Annotated in this window: 15 protein-coding genes; 3 read left to right on the top strand and 12 right to left on the bottom strand. The window is 73.4% G+C overall.

Going from position 1 to position 15,916, the window contains the following annotated elements; genetic code table 11:
- Nucleotides 1–27: 27 nt before the first annotated feature.
- Genes AC24HA_RS03595 through AC24HA_RS03580 form a run of 4 tightly spaced genes read right to left on the bottom strand, consistent with a single transcriptional unit; the run spans nucleotide 28 to nucleotide 5,613 of the window.
- Nucleotides 28–1,719: an FAD-binding oxidoreductase gene (locus tag AC24HA_RS03595; RefSeq protein WP_425708106.1), complete on the bottom strand. Its 1,692-nt coding sequence runs from the start codon at nucleotides 1,717–1,719 to the stop codon at nucleotides 28–30.
- The gene (locus AC24HA_RS03590; protein ID WP_425708105.1) at nucleotides 1,716–2,570 is read right to left on the bottom strand and encodes a lysophospholipid acyltransferase family protein; all 855 of its coding nucleotides are present in this window, start codon (nucleotides 2,568–2,570) and stop codon (nucleotides 1,716–1,718) included. The genes AC24HA_RS03595 and AC24HA_RS03590 overlap by 4 nt, the downstream gene beginning before the upstream one ends.
- Nucleotides 2,567–3,346 (bottom strand): SDR family NAD(P)-dependent oxidoreductase, encoded by a 780-nt coding sequence (locus tag AC24HA_RS03585; protein ID WP_425708104.1) that lies wholly within the window; start codon nucleotides 3,344–3,346, stop codon nucleotides 2,567–2,569. The genes AC24HA_RS03590 and AC24HA_RS03585 overlap by 4 nt, the downstream gene beginning before the upstream one ends.
- Nucleotides 3,343–5,613 (bottom strand): HAD-IB family phosphatase, encoded by a 2,271-nt coding sequence (locus AC24HA_RS03580; protein WP_425708103.1) that lies wholly within the window; start codon nucleotides 5,611–5,613, stop codon nucleotides 3,343–3,345. Before AC24HA_RS03580 ends, AC24HA_RS03585 begins: the two co-directional genes overlap by 4 nt.
- A gap of 223 nt (nucleotides 5,614–5,836) precedes the next feature.
- Here AC24HA_RS03580 and AC24HA_RS03575 point away from each other — a divergent pair, with 223 nt between their 5' ends.
- The 3 genes from AC24HA_RS03575 (at nucleotide 5,837) to AC24HA_RS03565 (ending at nucleotide 8,508) form a co-directional block, all read left to right on the top strand.
- Complete coding sequence (locus tag AC24HA_RS03575) at nucleotides 5,837–6,964, top strand: HD domain-containing protein (RefSeq protein WP_425708102.1); 1,128 nt, start codon at nucleotides 5,837–5,839, stop codon at nucleotides 6,962–6,964.
- Nucleotides 6,965–7,099: 135 nt separating this feature from the next.
- Entirely contained in the window at nucleotides 7,100–7,390 is a 291-nt protein-coding gene (locus tag AC24HA_RS03570; RefSeq protein WP_425708101.1) for a WXG100 family type VII secretion target, read from the top strand.
- 122 nt (nucleotides 7,391–7,512) lie between these two features.
- Complete coding sequence (locus tag AC24HA_RS03565) at nucleotides 7,513–8,508, top strand: DUF4031 domain-containing protein (protein ID WP_425708100.1); 996 nt, start codon at nucleotides 7,513–7,515, stop codon at nucleotides 8,506–8,508.
- A 10-nt stretch (nucleotides 8,509–8,518) separates the two neighbouring features.
- Here AC24HA_RS03565 and AC24HA_RS03560 read toward each other — a convergent pair whose 3' ends face one another.
- The 8 genes from AC24HA_RS03560 to AC24HA_RS03525 all read right to left on the bottom strand — a co-directional run bounded on the left by AC24HA_RS03560 (nucleotide 8,519) and on the right by AC24HA_RS03525 (nucleotide 15,895).
- Nucleotides 8,519–9,802: an MFS transporter gene (locus AC24HA_RS03560; protein WP_425708099.1), complete on the bottom strand. Its 1,284-nt coding sequence runs from the start codon at nucleotides 9,800–9,802 to the stop codon at nucleotides 8,519–8,521.
- Nucleotides 9,803–9,835: 33 nt separating this feature from the next.
- A complete protein-coding gene (locus AC24HA_RS03555; protein ID WP_425708098.1) occupies nucleotides 9,836–10,792 on the bottom strand; it encodes an ABC transporter ATP-binding protein in 957 nt (318 codons plus the stop codon).
- Complete coding sequence (locus AC24HA_RS03550; protein WP_425708097.1) at nucleotides 10,792–11,670, bottom strand: ABC transporter permease; 879 nt, start codon at nucleotides 11,668–11,670, stop codon at nucleotides 10,792–10,794. Before AC24HA_RS03550 ends, AC24HA_RS03555 begins: the two co-directional genes overlap by 1 nt.
- Complete coding sequence (locus tag AC24HA_RS03545; protein ID WP_425708096.1) at nucleotides 11,670–12,497, bottom strand: ABC transporter permease; 828 nt, start codon at nucleotides 12,495–12,497, stop codon at nucleotides 11,670–11,672. Before AC24HA_RS03545 ends, AC24HA_RS03550 begins: the two co-directional genes overlap by 1 nt.
- Nucleotides 12,498–12,714: 217 nt before the next feature.
- On the bottom strand, nucleotides 12,715–13,122 hold the full coding sequence (locus AC24HA_RS03540) for a universal stress protein (RefSeq protein ID WP_425708095.1): 408 nt from the start codon (nucleotides 13,120–13,122) through the stop codon (nucleotides 12,715–12,717).
- Between the two features lie 78 nt (nucleotides 13,123–13,200).
- Nucleotides 13,201–13,974 carry a maleylpyruvate isomerase family mycothiol-dependent enzyme gene (locus AC24HA_RS03535; RefSeq protein ID WP_425708094.1) on the bottom strand — a complete coding sequence of 258 codons (774 nt, stop codon included), beginning with the start codon at nucleotides 13,972–13,974 and terminating at the stop codon, nucleotides 13,201–13,203.
- On the bottom strand, nucleotides 13,971–14,789 hold the full coding sequence (locus AC24HA_RS03530) for a fumarylacetoacetate hydrolase family protein (RefSeq protein ID WP_425708093.1): 819 nt from the start codon (nucleotides 14,787–14,789) through the stop codon (nucleotides 13,971–13,973). The genes AC24HA_RS03535 and AC24HA_RS03530 overlap by 4 nt, the downstream gene beginning before the upstream one ends.
- Nucleotides 14,786–15,895 (bottom strand): cupin domain-containing protein, encoded by a 1,110-nt coding sequence (locus AC24HA_RS03525; RefSeq protein ID WP_425708092.1) that lies wholly within the window; start codon nucleotides 15,893–15,895, stop codon nucleotides 14,786–14,788. The genes AC24HA_RS03530 and AC24HA_RS03525 overlap by 4 nt, the downstream gene beginning before the upstream one ends.
- Between the last annotated feature and the right edge of the window lie 21 nt (nucleotides 15,896–15,916).

Here is a 15,916-nt window from a genome sequence, read left to right as displayed (position 1 = left end):
CCGGGCCCGCACGGCCCGGGGCGTCCGTCACCACTCGCGGTGCGCGGGGAGCAGCGTGCCCGGGTTGAGCCGGCGGTGCGGGTCGGCCGACCCGAGCAGGCCCACCATGAGCTCGACGCCCGCCTCGGAGATGTCGGCCTCCATCCAGGGCGCGTGGTCCGTTCCCACACCGTGGTGGTGGGACAGGGTGCCGCCGCCGTCGATGAACGACTGCTGGATCGCGGACTTCAGCTGCCAGTACTGCTCGAGCGGGGGCGCGGCGCCGTCGGCGTCGTCGGCCGGGAAGGCGAACGTGAAGTACAGGCACGCACCCGAGTGGTAGCTGTGCGAGAGGTGGCACATGATGTATCCGCGCACGCCGAGGGCGTCGTAGGTCGCGCGCGCGGCGGTGACGGTGCGCTCGTAGATGCCGCGCAGCCTGGCCCAGGGCGCCGCGGTCTCGGAGACGTCGGCGAGCGCCCCCATGTCGAGGAGGAAGTCGCGGATGTAGGGGGTGTCGAACTTCTTCTGGTCATACAGCGCCCCCGGGCCCGTCCCGAGCGGGATGCCCCCGTGCCGGCCGACGATCCTCCCGACGGCCCTGCGCTGGTAGGCGACGTGCTTCGGGGAGCCCTCGTACCCGACGTAGCTGAGGCAGACCTGGTCGAGGTCCCAGCCGCGCCTGGCCAGCAGGTCGAAGATGCCGGTGGAGATCTTGCCCTTGATCCCGGTCTGCGCCTTCTGCGTGGACAGCGAGAACTGGGTCTCGGCCGGGTCGGAGACGCGGGTGATCGAGGGGTGCACGTCCGAGGTCGAGATCTCGCGCATGGCCTCCAGCGCCGAGCCCCAGCTCTGGTACAGGTAGGCGACGACCAGGCGCTTCTCGGGGAGCCGGTGGACGTGGATCCACACCTCGGTGATGACGCCGAGCCGCCCCTCGGAGCCGATGATCATCTCGCGCACCGACGGGCCGGTCGACGTCGACGGCAGCGGTCGCAGCGAGACGACCCGGCCCGGGAGCACCGAGCGCAGCCCGCGGGTGATGTCGGCGATGTCGCCGTACCGGTCGGACTGCATGCCGGAGCTGCGGGTGGCGACCCACCCGCCGAGCGTGGAGTGGCGGAACGAGTCGGGCTGGTGCCCGGACGTCCAGCCCCGGGCCCCGAGCTGCTCCTCCAGGTCCGGGCCGAGGACGCCGGCCTGGACGCGGGCCAGGCCGGAGGTCTCGTCGATCTCGAGGACCTTGTTCATCCGCCCCATGTCGAGCGAGACGACCGGCCGGGTCTCGCCCGGCTCGGGCGTGAGCGAGCCCGAGATGTTGGACCCGCCGCCGAACGGGATGATCACCGCGTCGGCCGCGTCAGCGAGGTCGACGACGGCGCGCACCTCGTCCTCGTCGCCGGGGTACACGACGACGTCGGGCACCCGCGGGAGGTCGCCCGCGCGGACCCGGACGAGGTCCGAGATGCCCTTGCCATAGGTGTGGACGACCCGCTCCATGTCGCCGGTGACGACGTGGGTCTCCCCGACGGCGGCGCGCAGCTCGTCCGCGAGGGCGTCCGGCAGGCGCGGGGCGGGCACCTCGAGGTCCTCGAAGCGGGGCGGCGGCGTGCCGCCCAGGGAGAGGTCGAGGCCGACCTTGTCCAGCACGAAGGGGGCGAAGTTCGGCTTGTTGTCGTGGGTGAACGTCACACCCTCGACTCCCCATCCCCACCACTTCTGGTGCTGGACCTCGGTCATGATGCCTCCTCCTGGCCGTTCCTGCGGCCGACGGTTCCGGTCCCGCGGGCGACGACGACGTCCGGGGTCCGCGCCCGGTACATGGCGGCCACCTGCGCCTGGATGCGCTCGTTGAACTCCCGGATGCGCTCGCCACGGCGCGGACGCAGCGGCCGGCCGATCACGACCTTGAGGTGCGGCCGGCCGCGGGAGACGAAGGACTGCCCCACGGGCATCGCCTCGTGGAAGCCGATGAGCGCCACCGGTATGCAAGGGATGCGGCGCGTGACGCACAGCGCGGCGACGCCCGGCTTGAACCGGGCCATCTCGCCGGTCCGCGACCGGGTGCCCTCGGGGAAGATGAGCAGCGGGACGCCGGCGTCGACGAGGCGTGCGGACAGGCCGGCCTTGCGGCGGTTGCCGGAACGGTCCACCGGGTAGGTGTTGAAGAACAGTGCCGTGAGGACCCGGGTGAGCCGCCTGGTGTAGAACGTGTCGCCGGCGGCGGCGGTGGCGACCCGGCCCGCGTGCTGCCAGGGCATGGTCGCGTGGATGACGGCGGCGTCGAGGTGGGAGCTGTGGTTCGGGGCGACGACGAACGGCCCCCGCACGCCCTGCAGGTTCTCGCGGCCGACGACGTCGATGCGCGTCACCGTGTGCAGGAGCGCGTTGAGCGGCCCCTTCTGGGCGACGACCCGGCCGGCGCGCCAGAAGCCCGAGGTGTACTGCAGCAGGCTCTCGCCGGCGGCGTCGACGAGCCGGCTCGCGGCCTTGCGCGCGGCGAGCGCCGCCTGGTGGGCGTGCTGGCGGGTGGTCGGCGCCGGCGCGGCGGCGTCCCCGTCGTCCGCGCGGTGCATCGGTGCTGCGCTCATCGTCTGCCTCCCTGGATGATGCGGGAGACCGCCCGCACGGCGGCCTTGGGCCCGCGCTCCGCCGCGAAGGCGATGACCTTGTAGCGCAGCGACGGCACCACGCGGTAGTCGCCCTGCTCGGCGGCGTCGAGCGACTCGACGACGACCTGGTCGGGGTCGAGCCACAGGGCGTCCGGGATCTTCCCCGTCGACATCCCGGCCCGCTGGTGGAACTCGGTGCGCACCCACCCGGGCAGCACGCACGTGACGGTGACGCCGGTGCCCTCGAGCTCGGTGGCCAGCGACTCGGCCCAGCTGTTGGTCCACGCCTTGATGGCGGAGTAGTGGCCGGTGGCGATCATGCCGGAGATCGAGCCGATGGGGATGATCACGCCGTGGCCACGCGCGGTCATGGCGCGTGCGGCGGCGGCACCGGTGTCCAGGACGGCCCGGACCATGAGGTCGATCGCGGCGTGGTGCGGTGCCGTGTCCTCGGCCGCGAGCGGCGTGTACAGGCCGTGGCCGGCGTTGGCGACGTAGACCTCGACCGGTCGGTCCTCGTCGGCGAGGCGGCCGCACACGGCGTCGGAGCCCTCGCGGGTGGACAGGTCGGCGACCATCGTCTCGACGTCGACGCCGAGCGCCCCGAGCTCCGCCGCGATGGTCCCGAGGCGGCCCTCGTCGCGGGCGACGAGGACGAGGTCCAGGCCGCGCAGCGCGAGCCGGCGGGCGAAGGCGAGCCCGATGCCGGACGTTCCGCCGGTGACGAGCGCGCGCCCGCGGAGCCGGGCCGTCACGACCGCGTCCCCCGCACGGCGCGCCACACCGGCGCGAGCCGGGACTCGGCGGTGCCGGTCCAGCTGACCACCGGCCAGCGCCGGGCCCGCGCGAACGCGTACAGCGCGGCGTCGGGGTTGACCGCGGTGGGGTTGCCCACGACCTCGAGCCACGGGCGGTCGGCGTAGGCGTCGCCGTACGCGAAGGAGCCCGACAGGTCCCAGCCGTGCTCGCGCGCCGTGCGGTGGAGCCAGGCGGCCCGTGTCTCGCCCACGAGCGGAGAGACCTCGAGGTGCCCGGTCCAGCGTCCGTCGTCGTCGACCTCCATGCGACCGGCGACGATGTGGTCGAACAGGTCGTGCAGGGGCTCGACGAACACGTCGATCTCGCCGGTGACCAGCACGGTGCGGTGGCCCGCGGCGCGGTGCTCGGCGATGCGGGCGAGCGCCTCGGAGTGCAGGTTGGCGCGCAGCGACGGGGCGAGTCGCTCCTGGACGAGCGCCCGCATCCGCGCGTCGGGCACGCCCTCGTAGCGGCGCATCACCGAGCGGATGAACTCGCCGCGGTCGTGCCGGTCGGCGGTGAGGAAGCCCGGGGCCTTCGAGACCACCTCGAGGACCGAGCGGGGCCAGGAGCCCGGGGACTTCGCGGTGAGCTCGGCCCACAGGAGGTGCTCGACCGGCGTCGAGCGGGCGATCGTCCGCTGCAGGTCGAACACGGCGACGACGTCCTCACGCCGGGCGAGGTCCGCACCGGCGGTCGGGCGCACGCCCTGCGACGCCGCGCGGCGCTCGCGCATGAGGCCGGGCACGTTCGGGATGTGCACCTCCTGGAGGTACACCTGCCAGTCGATCGCGGCGACGTCGAACCCGTGCTCGGCCCGCCGCTCCTCGGGCAGCGAGTGGTGCAGCTCGCGCGTGCGGCGGTCGTCGAAGATCACCTCGGTCTGCGTGTAGGGCTGGTAGAGCTCGGTGAACTTGCGCAACGTGCGCAGGTCGCGGCCGGCCTTGTACAGGGTCGAGGACCAGCTGCGCGACCGCGGGGAGCCGGGCAGCGCGGAGACCGCGCGGTCGGCGAGCTGGACGAGGCGCTCGCGGCGGCCGAGGCCGCGCTCGACGGCCCGTCCGTGCGGGAACGACCAGGTGGGGACCGTGACCTGCTCACCCTCGGCGTCGGAGAGCGGGTGGTCCTGGAAGTACTCGCGCACCAGGCTGTACAGGCGGCCGAACCGCAGGGGGTTCGTCAGGCCGGAGCCCACCTGGTAGTACGCGGGCGCGCCCCGCTCCGGGGGCGCCGCAGCCGCCGCGAGGATGGCCCCGACGACGAAGTCCACCGGGATGACGTCGAGGACGGTGTCGGCGAGCGCCGGGAACTCCGGCAGCAGCCCGCGCCCGTAGGCGGCGATGAGCGGGTCGGCGACCTTGAAGCCGTCGATCCAGCCCGGGTAGGGGTGCCGGAAGGCGGACTCGATGATGGTGGGGCGCACGACGGACAGGCGGTGCTCCGCGCCCCACCGGGTCTCGGCCACCCGCTCCCCGAGCGCCTTGGTGAACGTGTAGACGTCCGGCCATCCGAGCGTCAGGGCGCGGTTCCGGCCCGCGGCGACGAGCTCGTCACGCACGGAGTCCTCGCGCGCCTCCTCGGCGGCGGCCGAGACCGCCTGCGCGCCGGCCCGTCCGTGCTCCCTGGTCGCCCGCTTGAGGACCTCGGCGAGCCGGTCGGCGTCGCGCGAGGCGTGGTCGGCGCGCGTGCGGGCCACGCGGGAGGCGTCCAGCTCGGCCCGCCAGTCGACGTCGTGCTCGAGGGACGTCTCCTCCGAGACCCCCTTGCGCAGGCCGGCGACGTAGGAGGTGGAGACGTGCACGACGTGCGGGTCGGAGCCCGATGCGGCGATCGCGTCGTAGAGCGCGACCGGGCCGGCGACGTTCGAGGCGAACGCCTCGTCGATCGGCAGGTCGAACGAGACGGTCGAGGCGGAGTGCACGACGACGTCGAGGTCGCCCGGCAGGTCCGGGACGCTGCCGAGGTCACCCTCGACGACGGCGACCCGCTCGGCGAGCGCCTGCTCCACGCCCTCGGCCCCCACGCTCTCCCGCCAGGAGGCGAACACCGGCTTGCGGGTGAGCCGGCGGATGCGCTCGGCCCCGCTGATCTCTCCGCGCGCGCGCACGAGCAGCGTCATACGCGTGGTCGGGTACCCCGAGAGGAGTCTCTCGAGCACGGCCTGGCCGACGAATCCGGTCGCGCCGGTGATGAGGACGTGGGCCCCGTCCAACGGTTCAGTCACGCTGGCACTCTACTGGCCGCCGGCGGTGCCGTCGGGCCGAGGGGACGTCGGGTGGCTCTCGTCGCCCGGCGCCGCCCGGACGTCGCGAGGCGGCAGCCCGACGCGCCGTCCGCACGACCTGGAGCGAACGCGGGCCCGCACCGGGTGCGGGCGTGACTAGCATCGTCCGCGCGGACCGCACCGTCCGTGCACGAGGTACCCGACCGGAGAGAAGGCTGCACCCATGGGCGTCACCGACGCTCCCCAGTGGCTCCCGGCCGCGTTCGTGCGCAGCGCCACCGCCGTGGGAGCGACCGCCGGGCCCGCCGACCTCGAGGCCCACGCCCGGGACCTGCTTCAGCGGTGGGCGGCCCCCGGACGACACCACCACGGCCTGCGCCACCTCACGTTCGTGCTCAAGATGGTCGACGAGCTCGCCGAGGAGACGCACCACCCCGACGTCGTGCGGCTCGCCGCCTGGTACCACGGGGTGGTGTTCTCGGTCGCGGAGGAGCACGCGTACCGACGGGCGGCCGGCGAGGACGAGGTCGCGTCCGCCGAGGTGGCCCGGACCGAGCTGGTGCGCCTCGGCGTGCCGCGCGACCTGGCGGACCGGGTCGCCGAGCTCGTGGCTCACCTGCGCGGGCACGAGGTCGACCGGCGGGACATCGACCAGCTCGCCCTGGCCGACGCCCACCTGGCGGTGCTGGCGAAACGGCCGCAGGAGTACAAGGCCTACCGGCAGACGGTGCGGGCCGAGTACGCGCACATCCCCGCCCGGCACTACCTCCAGGCACGCCTGGCGATCGTCGAGACCCTGCTCGACCGGCGCCGCATCTTCGGCAGCCCGCTGGCGGCCGACTGGGAGGACGCGGCACGGGAGAACCTCTCCTCCGAGCGCGCGATCCTGCGCGCCGAGCTCGACGGACTCGGCGGCTCGGGCCCCGAGGGAGACCTGTCCACGGCGGAGGCCGCCGCAGGCGGCCCCGGGCCGGTGCCCCCGGTCCGGCACCGTCCGGGCACGTTCCATCACGCTCCGGTCCCCCCGCCGGGCTCTGCGCCCGTGGTCGCTGCCGGTCCCGCGTCCGGACCCGAGCTGGTGCCCACGCCAGGGCCGGCGCCCGGACCCGACCCGGCGCACGCGACCGGACCGACGCCCCCGCCCGGTCCGGTGCATGCGACCGGACCGACGCCGACGTCGACCCTCGAGATGGGGCCGGACGAGATCCTCGCCCGGCCCCGGACCCGCGGCGGTCCCGGGCCGGGGACCGGCCCGCGCCGTGTGCACGAGGACGAGGACGAGAACGACCTCGCCGCGCGCTCGGGGATGGAACGCGGCCCCGACGATGCCCCCGGTCGTCGCAGGCGCTGACCCGGCGCCGTCCCCACAGGCCTGTCCGGCCCCTCGTTGCCCACAGGTCGCGGCCCGACCGGCACGGCCGTCGCGCGGCGCTCGTAGCGTCGCCCGCGTGGTCCCGCAGCGGGCGGGGCCGGGACGGGGGTAGTCATGGCACGGTTCCAGGTCGACAGCGGCGAGGTCGCCACGGCGGCCGCGCAGGTACGGACGACGGCGAGCTCGGTGCGCGGAGAGGTCGCGGCGATGATGGCGCACCTGGTGGCGCTGCAGAGCACGTGGACCGGCGGGGCGTCCGTCGCGTTCGGCACGTGCGCCGACCAGTGGCGCACCGTGCAGTCGCAGGTCGAGGCCAATCTCGACCAGATCTCGCTCGCGCTCGACTCGGCGGCCCGGGGATACGACGAGGCGGAGTCGGCGGCTCACGGCATGTTCGCCGTGTGACGCGGCGCGTCAGGGCCCGCGCGCCCTGACCGACGCGGCAGAGCACGGCCGCAGCGCCAGGGCCCGGCCGGCGGCCGGGCCCACCAGTCCGCCCGACGGGCGTGGGCACCTAGCATCGGGCCATGGCGCTGCTCGTGGACGACCCGTTGTGGCCCGCCCATGGGATGACCTGGGCGCACCTCGTCTCGGACACCTCGCTCGAGGAGCTGCACGAGTTCGCACGCAACCAGGGCCTTCCGCCGCGCTCCTTCGACCTCGACCACTACGACGTGCCGGCGAGCGCGCTGGATCGGCTCGTGGCCGCCGGGGCGAAGCACGTCGACCGTCGCACACTGGTCACGAGGCTCGCTCGGTCCGGACTGCGGGTCCGCCGGGTGCGCCGGGAGGACGAGCGGCACGCCCGGCGCGCCGAGGAGCTCGCCACGCGGTGGGCTCGGCTCGGCTCGGCCCTGGCGCGGCGGTCGGCCACCGAGGACGAGGACGCCGCGCCCACCGACGGTTCATCGACGGCCGCCGGCACCGACGCGGCGTGGCGGGATCTCGGCAGCGACCTCCTCGAGCGCTGGCAGGAGCCGCACCGCCGCTATCACGACCTCCGGCACCTGGAGGCCGTCCTCCTCGACCTCGACGAGCTCGCCGCGGACGGGGCCGAGATCACCGTGGCCGTCGAGCTGGCCGCGTGGTTCCACGACGCCGTGCACGAGGGCCGCACCCCCGACGACGAGCGCGCGTCCGCCGAGCTCGCCCGGGCCGCGCTCGCCTCGCCCGCGATCGACCCGACCGGCTCGGGCGACCTCGCCGACGAGGTCGCCCGCCTCGTCCTCACGACGGCGGAGCACGACGGGACCGACCGCGACGCCGCCCTGCTCGGCGACGCGGACCTGGCGATCCTCGCGTCGTCACCCGTGCGCTACGAGCGGTACGCGCGCGACGTGCGCGCCGAGTACGCGCACGTCCCCGACGAGGCGTTCGCCTCCGGCCGGTCGGCGGTCCTCACCGCGCTGACCGGACGCGGGACGATCTTCGCGACCCCGGAAGGACGTGCGCGGTGGGAGGAGCGCGCCAGGCACAACGTCGCCGCCGAGCTGGACCGGCTCGGCCGGCGACCCGGCACCTAGGTAGCCGCTCCTAGGTACCCGAGTCGTCCGTCCGGTGCCCGCGGGGCAGACCCAACGGGTGCGGCGCGGCCGCCGGCAGGCCCATGGCCACGAGGGCGACGGCGATCCCGAGGATGACCAGGCTGCCGGGGAGCCAGTCGCCGGAGAGTCCGAAGATCGCGCCCAGGGCGATCGGGCCGAGGGCAGCGAGCGCGTAGGCGACGGACTGGACCATGGCGGACACGCTCCGGCCGTGGTCGGCGTCGACCGGCCGTACCGCGACGAGGGTGAGCGCGGTGCTGATGCCGACCCCCTGGCCGGTTCCGGCGATCACCACCCACAGCGGCCAGAGCTGGGGCGCGAGCAGCAGCCCCAGCGAGGCGAGGATCCACATCGCCCCCGGGAGGGGCGAGACCCGCCGGTAGCTCCCGAGCGCCCGGGCGATCAGCGGGCTGGTGAGCGACCCGACGATCCCGACCAGGAAGAAGATGCTGAGCGCGACCCCGCCCTCGGCCCGGGTGGCCCCCGCCCGGTCGGCGAGGATCGCGGGCAGCCACGCGGCCGCCACGTAGAAGAGCGCGGACTGGGCCCCGAAGTACGCCGCGAGCCACCAGGCGGAGCCCTCGGCCCAGGGCGTTCGCCGCCGGGCGCCGGCCGCCGGCACCGCACGCGGCAGCACGTCGAGCGCTGCCCCCGCGCTGTCCGCGCCTCCCCCGCGGTCCGCCCGTGCGGCACGCATGCGCAGCAGCCACAGCACCGTGGCCAGCAGCGCCGGCACCGCCACCACGGCCAGCGTGGTCCGCCACCCGAGCAGCTGCTCGGCGTCGACGGCCACGAGCGAGGAGAGTGCCGCGCCCAGCGACAGCGAGGCGGTCGAGAGCGGCATGAGCGTGCCGACCCGGGCGGACGCGTCGCGACGGACCACCACCGGCTGCAGCACGTTGGCCACGGTGATCGCGGCTCCGACCGCGACGGTGCCGGCGAACAGCAGCACGACGCCGCTCCACGGTCGGACGGCAGCCGCGACCGCGAGAAGTACCAGCCCGCCGAGCATCGTCCGGTCGGTGCCGAACCGGCGGACGAGGGCCGGGACGACGAGCCCGACAAGGGCGAAGCACACCAGCGGGACGGACGTCAGGGCGCCGGTGAGCGCAGGTCCCATGCCGAGGTCGGCCGCCACCCGGTCCTGGACCGGCGGGATCGACGTGATCGCCGGGCGCTGGTTGAGCCCGATGACGAGGACCGCGGCGACGAACAGACCGAGGCCCGCCCCGGAGGGGGCGGGCCTGCGGCTGGAGCGGTCCCGGGGCTTCACCCGGCGACGTTCACGGTGGCGGGTTCCATACCGTCAGAACCCTGTGGCGCCCGGACCGTCGGGGAGGACGCTCGCCGGGGCGCCCCCACGACCCCCTGTCGTGCCGTGCCCGTGCGCCTCGGCGTCGGCAGCGGCCTGCTGGTCCGCGGTGCGGCCCTCGGCGTAGATGTACTCCTGCCCCTCGCCCCGGTACCCGTTCTTGGCCTTCTGGACGAGCGTGTGCACGTGCGTGCGCAGCTCGGCGAAGCGCGGGTCGTTGCGGGTGACCAGCTGGGAACGCTCGTCGGGCAGGTCGACCACGACGTCCTCGAGGATGATCGTGGGCCGGTGGGAGAGCACCAGGACACGCTGGCCGAGGTAGATCGACTCGTCGATGTCGTGCGTGACGAACAGCAGCGACATGCCCAGCCTGCTCCACAGCTCGCGGACCAGGTCCTCCAGGTCGGCGCGGGTCTGCGCGTCCACGGCCGCGAACGGCTCGTCCATCAGCAGCACGTGCGGCTCGTAGGCCACGGCGCGCGCGATGGCGACGCGCTGCTGCATGCCGCCGGAGAGCTGCCACGGGTAGGAGTGGGGCACGTCGGACAGGCCGACCGCCTCCAGGGCCGCGGTGACCTTCTCCTTGCGCTCCGCCTTGGGCATCCCCCGCTCCTTGAGCGGCAGCTCGACGTTCTTGTAGACCGTCAGCCACGGGAACAGCGAGCGCGCGTACTCCTGGAAGACGACCGCCATGCCCTTGGGCGGGGCGTTGATCGTGTCGCCCTCCATGACCAGGTTCCCGCTGGTGGGCGGCAGGAGTCCTGCGATCGACCGCAGGAGCGTGGTCTTGCCGGCGCCCGACGGGCCGACGATGCAGACCATCTCGCCGGCCTTGAGCGAGAAGGAGATGTCACGGATCGCCTCGTTGGCGTCGGGGCCGGAGCCGTAGACCTTGTTGAGGTTGGTCACCGTGAGGATCTCGGTGCCGCGTTCGGCGCGGTGGGTGGACATCAGTTACCTCCTCGCTGGGCCCGGCGCAGGCCGGTGTACCAGGACAGCACGAAGTGCTCGACGACACGGAAGATCAGGGACAGGATGACGCCGACGACTCCGAGCAGGATGATGCCGGTCCACATCTGGGGGATCGCGAAGCTCCGCTGGAACTGCACGATGGTGAAGCCGAGGCCGTTGTTCGCGGCGAACATCTCCGAGATCACCATGAGGATGATCCCGATCGACAGCGCCTGCCGTGCCCCGGCCATGATCTGCGGGCTCGCACCGCGCAGGAGCAGCGTGGCGATCCGCGTCTGCGGCCGCAGCCGGTAGACGCGGGAGGTGTCACGCAGCAGCTCGTCCACGCCGCGCACGCCCTCGATGGTGTTGAGCAGGATCGGCCACATGCAGCCCATCGCGATGACGAAGATCTTCATCGGGTCCCGGATGCCCAGGAACAGCATGAGGACCGGGACCAGCACCGGCGGCGGGATAGCCCGGAAGAACTCCAGCGTGGGCTCGAGGAACGCCCGCAGCCTCGGCGAGGACCCGATCATCATGCCCAGCAGGATGCCCACGACGACGGCGAACCCGTAGCCGATGAGCAGTCGCTCGACCGAGGGGATCACGTCGGTGAAGATGCGCCGACCGGTGCCGCGCTCGTCGAGCCACGTCGGCCGGAACTCGCTGATGATGCGTTCCAGGGACGGGAAGAACGGGTTCGTGGAGCCCGCGGAGAGGAACCACCAGGCGGCGATGAGAGCGATCGGCAGCGCGAGCGCGATGACGATCTTCAGCCACAGCGGCCGACCCTTCTTCTTCCGCCGCCTGGCCGGCGGGGTCGGTGCCGAGGCCCCCATCGGGGCGCCGGTGCTCACGTCAGGTGTCGTGGTCATCAGCCGTTCGCCTCCCGTCGGACCGAGGTGTGCCAGAAGAGCAGCCGCTTCTCGACCGCCCGGGCCAGCAGGTTGACGCAGACCCCGAGGAGCCCGGTGACCAGGATCAGCCCGTACATCGACGCCACCGCCCCGGACTGCTGCGCGACCGAGATGAGCTTGCCCAGGCCCGGCGTGCCGATGATCAGCTCACCGGTGATCGTGAGGATCAGCGCCACGGACGCGGCCAGCCGGAATCCGGTGACGACGTAGGGCAGCGCGGTGGGCCACACGACCTGGTAGGCCTGGACCCACCACCGGAACCTGTACGACCGCGCCGTGTCACGGGCGACCGGGTCGACGTCCTGGGCCCCGTACATCACCTGCAGGAGCACCTGCCAGAACGACGCGTAGACCACCAGGAGCAGCGTCGAGGGCCGGTCCGTGCCGAGCGTGAGCACGACCAGCGGGATCAGCGCCACGGACGGGATCGGCCGGAGGAACTCGATCGTGGACTGCGTGAGGTCCTTGACGATCTGCATCGAGCCGATGACCATCCCCAGCACCGTGCCCGCGACCATCGCGATCGCCAGCCCGAGGAACCAGGTCACCAGGGTGTCGCCCAGCGCGAACCAGAACTCGCCGCCCTGGACGCGCTCGGCCAACGAGGAGATCCACTCCGAGAACGGCGGCAGGAACCGGGGGTTGACCACCCCGGTGCGCGGGAGGAGCTCGGCCAGGGCGATGACCAGCAGGATCCCGGCAACACCGAGCATCCGCTTCTCGCGCGCCGCGCGCGCCTTGCGTCGTCGGGCCGGCTTCACGGAGGCGGGGACGACGACCGTCATGATCGATCACCCCTTCCACCGGGGGGACGTACGGGCCGCACGGGGCCGGTCAGGGCCCCGGCGTTCCGCGAGGGGATGGCACGCATGCGAATGAACTCCTTCGTTCGTGGAACTGCCGAGCGTGATCGGCCCGGCCGACTGTAGCGGTTCGGGCACGCACGCCCGCCCGCCGACCGGATGCCGTCGTACGCCCCCTCGCGCCGGCCGCCCGGGGGCGTCAGTCCGTGGGCGCGCCCTTGACCGCGAGCACGGGGACGTCGGCCTTCATGAGGATCTGCTGGGCGTTGGACCCGAGCAGGAGCTTGCCCACCTGCGAACGTCGGCGCAGGCCGATGACGATGAAGTCGGCGTTCTCCTGGCTCGCGACCTCGACGAGGTCGTCGGCCGGGTCCTGTCCCCTGATGAGCGTGCGCAGCTCGTGGTCCACACCCTCCGCCTCGAGCTCCGTGCGCACCCGGGCGAGGTCGTCCTCGAACCGGACGGACTCCTCCGGGTCCCACGTTCGCCCGCCGTGCTGGGAGTTGACGACGATGAGCTTGGACTGACGCAGCTTCGCCTCGGCAGCCGCACGTCGCAGGGCGGAGCGCCCCTCCGGGGTCGGTACGTATCCCACGACGATCGACATGGGCGGACTCCTCTCGCTGGGGCCTGTGCCCGGCGACTTCGCCGAGGCTCGTCACATCATACGAACGCGCCGTGTGCACTACAGCCACGGGGGCAGCTCCGGGACCTGGTCGCCCTCGGCGTCCAGGCGCAGCGCGCCGCGTCCGGTCACCCACCGCACGAGGTCGGCCTGGGCGCCGGCGACCCGGCGGCCGCCCGCGCCGACCACGGTCTGCCCGGGCCGGTCGGTCGGGTCCAGCACGACGTCGGGGGTGGTCCCCTTGCGATCCCACACCGCGAGGACGTCCCCGGAGAGGCGGTCGAGCAGCTCCGGCGGGAAGTCGCGGTAGGACCCGTGGTTGTCGAGATCGACGGCGTGGATCCAGACCTCGCGCGTACGCATCCAGGCGGTCTCCCGCACCGGGACCGTCCGGCCCTGGGCGGTGACGACCTCGTGGTCCCACTGCTCGTCCGTGAGGTCGCGCCACTCCACGTTCAGGTGCACGGCGGAGTGGTCGATGAGGTGGCGCAGCGCGACCGGCGGCAGGGTGGCGCCGAGCTCGATCTCGGCGTCGCGCTGCCCCGGGGCGTACATCGGCGTCTCGACGCCGGTGCGGGCCCACTCCGTCAACCGGGTGAGGGCGCGCGCGTTGTAGCCCACGTGCGCGATCAGCTCGCGCCGGGTCCAGCCGAGCAGGCTCGGGCCGTCCAGCTCGTCGTCGGTCAGCTCGCGCAGCTTGCGCAGGAAGTACGCGGTGCCGGACCTGGCCCAGCCCAGCTCCTGCTTCGGGGCCTCCTCGGCGTCGTAGCGGGCGCCGGAGCCCTGGCGCTCCCTGAGCTCCTGGAGGGCGGCCTCGTCGTAGGGGGTGGTCATGCACGCACCGCCTGGTTGGCGACCTCGCCGACGCCGTCGATCGTCACGGTGACCCGCTGGCCGGCCTCGATGTACACACCGGGCTTGCGGGCGTGGCCGACGCCGCCGGGGGTGCCGGTGAGGACGAGGTCGCCCGGGTTCAGCGTGAAGATCGTCGAGATGTAGGAGATCAGCGCGGCGGGGCCGAACACGAGGTCGTCGACCGGGGTGCGCTGCATCTCGCGGCCGTCGAGGCGGGTGACCAGCTCGGCTCCCGCGGTGAGCTCGTCGGGCGTGACGAGGTGCGGGCCCACCGGCGTCGAGGCCTCCCAGGCCTTGCCCTGGAACCACTGGGTGGTGCGGTACTGCCAGTCGCGCATCGTGATGTCGTTGGCCACCGTGTAGCCGGCGATGGCCGCGGCCGCCTCCTCCTCGTCGACCCGCCGCACGGGCGTGCCGACGACGACGGCGAGCTCGCCCTCCCAGTCCACCGCCGGCGACTCGGTCGGCAGGACGATGTCGTCGTAGGGGCCGATCAGCGCGTCGGCGTACTTCGTGAACAGGGTCGGGTACTCCGGGAGGTCGCGACCCATCTCGAGGATGTGGTTGCGGTAGTTCAGCCCGACGCACACGACCTTGCCCGGCGTGGTGACGACCGCGGCGAGGTCGGCGCCGGTGAGGTCGTGGCGCTCCCCGTCGGCGGTGGCGGCCTCGGCGAGCCCGCCCCCGCGCAGGAGGTGGGCGACGTCCCCGTAGCCGGGAACCTCGATGCCGACGTCGCCCTCGACCCGGGCGACGAACGTCCCGCCCCCGCGGCGCAGCGTGGCGAGCCTCATCGGGCACCCCCCTCGAGCTTGGTGCGGGCGAAGTGCAGGCGCTCCATGATCGGCGCGTCCGAGAACCGGAAGAGGTCGAACCGCGACTCCGCCTGCAGCGACCACTCCACCCAGGACGGGACGACGAACATGTCCCCCGTGGCCAGGGAGTGCTCCGTGCCGTCGAGCACGACCTGGCCGGTGCCCTCGAACACCTGGAACACCGTCGAGCCGACCTCTCGGCGGCCCTGGGTGACCGCGCCCGCGCGGAGGCGGTGGAACTCGGCGCGGATGGTCGGCATGACGTCGCCGCCGGTGGTCGGGTTGACGTAGCGGATCGCCGCGTGGCCCTGCTCGACCGTGGCCGGCTGCCCCTCGGACTCCAGCAGGAGCTGCTCGGTGAGCGCCCGGTCGGTGTGCTCCCAGCGGTAGGCGCCGATCGGGGAGGACACGGTGTCCTGCAGGCCCGACAGCGGGCGCAGGCCCGGGTGGGTCCACAGGCGCTCGCCGCGCGAGAAGTTCGGCGTCGCGTAGTCCGTGACCCGCTCGGAGCCGAACTCGAAGAAGCCGACGTCGGTGTAGTGCGAGAACGGGATGTCCAGTCCGTCGATCCAGGCCATCGGCTGGTCGGTCTCGTTGTGGTGCCCGTGGAAGTTCCAGCCCGGGGTGAGCAGGAAGTCCCCGCGCGACATGCGCACGGGATCACCGTTGACGACGGTCCACACCCCCTCGCCCTCGACGACGAACCGGAACGCGTTCTGGGAGTGCCGGTGCTCGGGCGCCGTCTCCTTGGGGCCGAGGTACTGGATCGCCGCCCACAGGGTCGGCGAGATGTAGGCGTTGCCCGGCAGGCCGGGGTTGGACAGGGCGATCGCGCGCCGCTCGCCGCCGCGCCCCACGGGCACGAGGTCGCCCGAGCGCTGCGCGAGCGGGAGCAGGTTGCTCCACCGCCACACGTGCGGCACGGCCTTCGGGGCCGGGTGCATCGGCATGAGCTCGTCCAGCTGCGTCCACAGCGGGATGAGGTTCTCCTTCTCGAAGTCCGCGTACAGCTGACGCAGCTCCGGCGTGTCCTCCGGGGCCATGGCGTTCTCGGTCGAGGCGTGGTCCTGCTGCTCGATGGTCATGACAGGTCTCCTTCGCTGGTC

The sequence above is a fragment of the Georgenia sp. Z1491 genome (genome assembly GCF_057652395.1).
Note: the sequence above shows the minus strand (reverse complement) of the source record. Positions and strands in the feature narration are given on the sequence as shown.

Bases quoted from the DNA above. Each gene is read 5' to 3' on its own strand.
- AC24HA_RS03595 (WP_425708106.1), bottom strand. From the start codon at position 1,719: ATGACCGAGGTCCAGCACCAGAAGTGGTGGGGATGGGGAGTCGAGGGT.
- AC24HA_RS03590 (WP_425708105.1), bottom strand. From the start codon at position 2,570: ATGAGCGCAGCACCGATGCACCGCGCGGACGACGGGGACGCCGCCGCG.
- AC24HA_RS03575 (WP_425708102.1), top strand. From the start codon at position 5,837: ATGGGCGTCACCGACGCTCCCCAGTGGCTCCCGGCCGCGTTCGTGCGC.
- AC24HA_RS03570 (WP_425708101.1), top strand. From the start codon at position 7,100: ATGGCACGGTTCCAGGTCGACAGCGGCGAGGTCGCCACGGCGGCCGCG.
- AC24HA_RS03565 (WP_425708100.1), top strand. From the start codon at position 7,513: ATGGCGCTGCTCGTGGACGACCCGTTGTGGCCCGCCCATGGGATGACC.
- AC24HA_RS03555 (WP_425708098.1), bottom strand. From the start codon at position 10,792: ATGTCCACCCACCGCGCCGAACGCGGCACCGAGATCCTCACGGTGACC.
- AC24HA_RS03550 (WP_425708097.1), bottom strand. From the start codon at position 11,670: ATGACCACGACACCTGACGTGAGCACCGGCGCCCCGATGGGGGCCTCG.
- AC24HA_RS03545 (WP_425708096.1), bottom strand. From the start codon at position 12,497: ATGACGGTCGTCGTCCCCGCCTCCGTGAAGCCGGCCCGACGACGCAAG.
- AC24HA_RS03540 (WP_425708095.1), bottom strand. From the start codon at position 13,122: ATGTCGATCGTCGTGGGATACGTACCGACCCCGGAGGGGCGCTCCGCC.
- AC24HA_RS03535 (WP_425708094.1), bottom strand. From the start codon at position 13,974: ATGACCACCCCCTACGACGAGGCCGCCCTCCAGGAGCTCAGGGAGCGC.
- AC24HA_RS03530 (WP_425708093.1), bottom strand. From the start codon at position 14,789: ATGAGGCTCGCCACGCTGCGCCGCGGGGGCGGGACGTTCGTCGCCCGG.
- AC24HA_RS03525 (WP_425708092.1), bottom strand. From the start codon at position 15,895: ATGACCATCGAGCAGCAGGACCACGCCTCGACCGAGAACGCCATGGCC.